Source organism: uncultured Methanobrevibacter sp., assembly GCF_937906425.1.
Classification (GTDB): domain Archaea; phylum Methanobacteriota; class Methanobacteria; order Methanobacteriales; family Methanobacteriaceae; genus Methanobrevibacter.
In genome coordinates this window covers 1-5164 of sequence record NZ_CALCYR010000041.1, presented here as the reverse complement: position 1 = coordinate 5164, position 5164 = coordinate 1, and the positions used below count along the sequence as shown (strand labels likewise).

The window sequence follows — 5164 nt, the reverse complement described above, 5'->3', positions numbered from 1 at the left end:
ATCCTAGTCTGTGTTGTATCCAAGGAAATATTCATACCCATCATATTGGAAATAATGCTGATTATCATATTGAAAATAGCAGACCTGTCCTATATCGATTCATTCAAGAGATTATTAATGCTTCTTCCATTCGGAGGAGCAATCATAATTTTTCAGCCATTCATCCAACCGGGAAATATAATCTGGAGCTATTCATGGCTGCATGTTACTGATTTTGGTCTCAATTGGGCAATTTTGCTTTTAATTCGTATGATTGTATCATTAACTGCAATCATCATCTACTCATCAACAACACCCCTACAGGAAATGGCAAGCTCTTTTAGAAAGCTTAAAATCAAAAAATATCAATATCTGCTTTGAAACGGCTTTATCTGTTGATGAAAAACTCGTTTTAATGGCTTTAAATTATGCTGATTTTATTTATATTGACATTAAATCATTAGCTGATACATCTCTCACAGGGCTTGATTTGGAGACTTATTTGAATAATATTGAATTGGTTGACAATTCAGGCATAAAAAAGGAAAATGTGGTATTTAGAATTCCTTTGAATTATGAATGCACATTAAATGAGGATAATCTTATTAAGATTTCCAGTCTTTTAAAATCCTATCCTGATTCCAATGTGGAAATATTCAAGACACATAATCTTGCAGAAACCAAATACGGTCGTTTGAACAAGCAGTACAAATCTTTCAAGCAGCTTTCGGATGAAGATATGGAAAGTGTATCGAATAGGATTAGGCAGGTCAATAAAAATGCTAGGATTATTAGCTTGTAATTTTTATCCTATTTTAACAAATCTTATTAAAACGGTCTTGTAGAAACCCTCATTTTACACTTGAAATTACACATTGATGCAAAAAATTCAAACAACAGCGAATAAGTATTTAGCATAATTAAACGTAACTTTTGACTGAACAAATCACAGCAGTAGTTCAATCATGTCCATTAAAGAAACCAAACTCTAAGGATTGATTTGCAACATTTACCGATCAATCTAAATTTCATAAAAATGGAGGGTTTCTACAAAGCCTAAAAAATAATAAAAAAATTTAATTTAAAAATAATCAAAAATAAGATAGAATTAAACTATTCCATCCTATTTACTAAGTTTAAGGCTTCATCAATTACTTGCCACATGTCAAAGTATTGATACATTCCAAGTCTTCCGCCAAAGATTACATTCTCTTCCTCTTCAGCCAATTTCCTGTACCTTTCATAGAGTTCCGTATTCCTTTCGTCATTCATAGGATAATAGGCTTCCTCACCCTTTTTCCATTCCTTCGGATATTCCCTTGTAATGACGGTCTTTGGAGATTCGGTTTGCTCAAAATGCTTGTGCTCAATAATTCTTGTGTATGGAGTTTCCCTATCGGTATAGTTAATGACAGCATTTCCCTGATAGTTTTCCATATCCAGGGTTTCAAACTCAAACTCAAGTCCCCTATACTCCAACTCACCATAACAGTAATCATAATACTCATCAATCATCCCTGTAAAGAGAACCTTATCTGCAATGGATGTCCATTTTTCCTTATCATCAAAGAAATCAGTGCTTAACCTGACTTCAACATCCTCAAGCATTTTTTCTATTATTCTTGCATATCCTCCAATAGGAATTCCCTGATACATGTCATTGAAATAATTGTTGTCAAAGGTAAACCTTACAGGAAGTCTTTTAATGATGAATGCAGGAAGGTCCTTACAGTCCCTGCCCCACTGCTTTTCAGTATATCCCTTAACAAGCTTTTCATATATGTCAGGACCTACAAGGGATATTGCCTGCTCTTCAAGATTTTTTGGATTTTCAACGGAATATTCCCTTTTCTGCTGTTCTATCTTTTCCTTTGCCTCTTCAGGAGTCTTGACCTTCCACATCTGGTAGAAGGTGTTCATGTTAAATGGAAGGTTGTATAATTCACCCTTGTAATTTGCAACAGGGGAGTTTGTATAACGGTTAAATTCAGCAAATTGGTTTATGTAATTCCATACCTTCTTATTGTTGGTGTGAAATATATGTGCGCCATACTTATGTACGTTTATATTGTGTTGAGTTTCTGTGTATACGTTTCCCCCTATGTGATCACGCTTTTCAATCACAAGACATTTTTTACCTTTTTTGCTCATTTCATATGCAAATACGGAACCGAACAGGCCGGAACCTACTATTAGATAATCATATTTCATAATAATTAGTCCTTTAATAATTTTAGTAGTTTAATAATTTAATATTAAAAATTAGTCATTAAATAAAACTAATTTAAATTAAAAATTAGTCATTTAATAATTTTAGTAGTTTAACTAATTTAATATTTGAAGTTTTATCTATTTAAATTGTTTATTTTTTAAAATGGAAATTGGGCAAATTATGATTTTTTAAAAATGAAAATTAAGTTTTTAAATAAATTGGAAAATGAAATTTAAAACAAAATTGGAAAATGCTTTTTTAAAAAATTAAAAAATAAAATTTAAAACAAAATTGGAAAATGCTTTTTTAAAAATTAAAAATTAAGTTTTTAAAAAAATTTCCTACTTTTAACAAATAGTAAACTATACATTAACAAAAAGATTAAAATTCATTAGTTTTACTATTTATTAAATATATTAAACTATTTTTAGAAAATAAAACTAATTAATTGGAATAAAAGAAAAAGAAGGAAAAAATTAAACATTTAAATAATATAAAGACCAAACTAATATTGAAAAAAAAGGTGAAAAAAATGACAATCATTACACCAGCACACAATAAAAATTTCATCATACAATATGAAAATTCATTAAAAGAAGAAATTAACTTTGTAATTAAAAAAATTTACAGCATTTTTAAAGATTTAGAAAAAAATAGAAAAGAAGAGAAATTGAAAAGAGAAAATGCAAAAATAATCGAAGAAATAAAAAATACCTGTAAAAAGATATCTGATTTTTTAAGTGACAATAATATCCTTATAACAGAATATTTTGATTTTTTGAGAATTGAATATTTAATTAATGAAAGCATTGAACTAAATGAGAATAGAACTTATGAATTAGTTTTAAGTCTTTTAAAGGAATTTAATACTATTACTTCATTAAAATATGACCTAATCCATAAAAACAATCTCAAAGATATTAGTTCATCAAAATATGACCTAATCCATAAAAACAATCACAAAGATATTAGTTCATCAAAATATGACCTAATCCAAAAAACAATCACAAAGATATTAAAAAAGAATTTAAAAAGGAATATGATAAATTTCATAATTATTTATTCGAAATAAGAGATGAATTTTATTTAATTATCAATAAAGATTCACAAAGACCAGTATTCAAATATCTTAAATTAAAAGAAGAGGATTATAAAAATCTTAATGAATATGATCAAATTCATAAATTCTTTAATGAATATGCATTGGAAAAATATAATTTTACAAAATGCTTAATGGAAGAATCGGATGAAGATGAAAAAGGCATGGTTTATCATTTTTTCATCAAAGAAGATATAAATCCAGTTGAATTCAGTGAATTGTCCTTAAAAATTAACATTGATTTAAACCACTTCTGCAAAATGAGAAATCTGAATGTATTTTTGAAAACATTAATCAATATAGTAAGGGAATAAAAGAGAAGTGATAAAATGAAATATGAAGATTTTCAAAGAAAAAATAATTCGAGTTCTAAATCACTAAAAAGAAATTTATTCCGAAGATTTTGAGGAATTTAAAAAATTCAATAGCTAAAATCCATGATTAACTGCTAAAAAAAGGAATTTAAAAATAGCTAAAATCCATGATTAATTATATAAACTGCTTAAAAAAAAATCAATGAAATATATATCTATATTAATGCGAACTAATAAAATATCTAATAAGTGATTTTAATTAGTGATATAATGAGCATTAGCCCCAAGAGAATATTATATTTAGATATGGTTCGTTCAACTGCAATCATCCTAGTGGTTATTGGACACATGACAAGACTTTTTTCATACGACTTTTACAGTTGGTTATTCTGTTCAAGCATATTCTCCCTAACAAGAATAGGAGTTCCCCTATTCTTTACAGTAAGTGGAGCACTTCTTTTAACCCGCAAATATGAAGTTAAACACTTTTTGGAAAAACGTTTCAAAAGGGTCTTCCTGCCATTTCTATTCTGGATAATAATCTATGTAGTTGTAGGGGTTCTATACTGGCACTTTGACCTTACAATAACCTATGTGATAAATACTGCATTCGGTGTAGGAGACTATTCAGCATTATTCTGGTTTATCTGGTCATTGATTGGAGTCTACCTCCTTATTCCTGTTGTAAGCAGTTTCATACGTGAGGAAGGAATGAAGGGAAGCGAATACCTTATCACAATAACAATCATCCTTTCAATACTCTTTTCACTTGGATTCTTTGACTATCCTCAAATGAAATATAATTTCAAGGTAATATTCTATTTCTTCCCTGTTCTTGGATATTTCATAATGGGATCATATATTCAAAACAAAGAATTCAATATTGAAAATAAGAAACTCTTCCTGATTGGAGTCATAATGTTTATTGTTGGAATAATTGGCCACTTTGCACAAATATACCTTAAGGGACTTGGAGGATATGCCCTTCAACCAGTTGATTTCTTTAACATCTTTGTAATAATGGAAACAATTGGACTGTTTATAGCATTTAAGTATGCAGACATAAATTACATTAAAAAGGGAGCTAAACCAATTAAGGAAAGAAAGATTGGAGAATATATTGTACTCTTTTCATCATGCAGTTTTGGAATTTATTTCTCACATTATATTCTTATGAGATACATAATGTTTGATGGATTTTTAAATCCGATTAGAAAGACAAATGCGTTTTTATGGCTTCCTGTAAGTTCCATTATAATTATTGGATTAAGTTGGCTGCTGATTTACATAATGAGCAAGATCCCTATTCTTGATATTGGAAGTGGGGTTAAATAATCATTAATTTTTAATAAAACAGTTATTTTTTTTATCAATTGGATGTTATGATGTCAATAAAACATTAATTTTTAATAAAACAAGTTAATAAATGAAAAGATTCATTACTAGAGAAAAAAAGAAAAAATTCATTTCTAAATAGGAGAAAAGAAAAAAGAAATAGTGGAAAAGATATAAAAAGCATTAAAAATAAGTAAAAAAATAAAAAAAGAAATAAAAAGCATT

The 5164-nt window shown here is 28.1% G+C and carries 6 protein-coding genes; 5 read left to right on the top strand and 1 reads right to left on the bottom strand.

Annotated features, from left to right (window positions below; all coding sequences use genetic code 11):
• Both Q0138_RS01225 and Q0138_RS01220 read left to right on the top strand, forming a co-directional pair.
• Positions 1–360: CbiQ family ECF transporter T component (locus Q0138_RS01225; protein ID WP_297979801.1), on the top strand; the 360-nt coding region annotated here is incomplete at its 5' end.
• Positions 361–394: 34 nt separating this feature from the next.
• Positions 395–781 (top strand): hypothetical protein, encoded by a 387-nt coding sequence (locus tag Q0138_RS01220; protein WP_297979798.1) that lies wholly within the window; start codon positions 395–397, stop codon positions 779–781.
• Positions 782–1092: 311 nt separating this feature from the next.
• On the opposite strand, the gene glf is transcribed toward Q0138_RS01220, so the two are convergent.
• The gene (gene glf, locus Q0138_RS01215; protein WP_297979794.1) at positions 1093–2190 is read right to left on the bottom strand and encodes a UDP-galactopyranose mutase; all 1098 of its coding nucleotides are present in this window, start codon (positions 2188–2190) and stop codon (positions 1093–1095) included.
• A 533-nt stretch (positions 2191–2723) separates the two neighbouring features.
• Between glf and Q0138_RS01210 the strand changes: the two genes are divergently transcribed.
• The 3 genes from Q0138_RS01210 to Q0138_RS01200 all read left to right on the top strand — a co-directional run bounded on the left by Q0138_RS01210 (position 2724) and on the right by Q0138_RS01200 (position 4939).
• Positions 2724–3263 carry a hypothetical protein gene (locus tag Q0138_RS01210; protein ID WP_297979791.1) on the top strand — a complete coding sequence of 180 codons (540 nt, stop codon included), beginning with the start codon at positions 2724–2726 and terminating at the stop codon, positions 3261–3263.
• A gap of 161 nt (positions 3264–3424) precedes the next feature.
• Positions 3425–3604 (top strand): hypothetical protein, encoded by a 180-nt coding sequence (locus Q0138_RS01205; protein ID WP_297979789.1) that lies wholly within the window; start codon positions 3425–3427, stop codon positions 3602–3604.
• A gap of 270 nt (positions 3605–3874) precedes the next feature.
• A complete protein-coding gene (locus Q0138_RS01200; RefSeq protein ID WP_297979787.1) occupies positions 3875–4939 on the top strand; it encodes an acyltransferase family protein in 1065 nt (354 codons plus the stop codon).
• Positions 4940–5164 lie beyond the last annotated feature (225 nt).

What these genes read in the sequence shown, in the direction of transcription:
- Q0138_RS01205 (WP_297979789.1), top strand. Translation starts at nt 3,425, where the DNA reads ATGGAAGAATCGGATGAAGATGAAAAAGGCATGGTTTATCATTTTTTC.
- glf (WP_297979794.1), bottom strand. Translation starts at nt 2,190, where the DNA reads ATGAAATATGATTATCTAATAGTAGGTTCCGGCCTGTTCGGTTCCGTA.
- Q0138_RS01220 (WP_297979798.1), top strand. Translation starts at nt 395, where the DNA reads ATGGCTTTAAATTATGCTGATTTTATTTATATTGACATTAAATCATTA.
- Q0138_RS01210 (WP_297979791.1), top strand. Translation starts at nt 2,724, where the DNA reads ATGACAATCATTACACCAGCACACAATAAAAATTTCATCATACAATAT.
- Q0138_RS01200 (WP_297979787.1), top strand. Translation starts at nt 3,875, where the DNA reads ATGAGCATTAGCCCCAAGAGAATATTATATTTAGATATGGTTCGTTCA.